Source organism: Candidatus Enterococcus avicola (assembly GCF_047470845.1).
Classification (GTDB): domain Bacteria; phylum Bacillota; class Bacilli; order Lactobacillales; family Enterococcaceae; genus Enterococcus_D; species Enterococcus_D casseliflavus.
On record NZ_JBLGTY010000072.1, the window covers coordinates 1 to 304 of the forward strand.

At 41.4% G+C, this 304-nt stretch carries 1 protein-coding gene; it reads right to left on the reverse strand.

Annotated features, from left to right (window positions below; all coding sequences use genetic code 11):
* The coding region (locus ACI3E5_RS17665; protein WP_498822146.1) for a MucBP domain-containing protein at window positions 1-304 on the reverse strand (304 nt) is incomplete at both ends.

A 304-nucleotide genomic window follows, 5' to 3' on the forward strand; every position in this document is an offset into this window, starting at 1 on the left:
TTACATCCGCTGCTGGTATCGGATTTTTTGTGTAGATATAGGTGACGGTTTGTGCTGTTTCACTAAAGACACCTTTACTATTTTCTGGCAATTGGCTTTGATCTAAGGTGTAGCCTTCAATCACTAATTGATAGTTCTTCGTGCTGGCATCATAAGACTCACCTACGTTTCCACTGATCGTTTGTGAAGGGTGAATTTCATTGCCTTCTGTGTCCACATACTCGACTGTTACATCCGCTGCTGGTATCGGATTTTTTGTGTAGATATAGGTGACGGTTTGTGCTGTTTCACTAAAGACACCTTT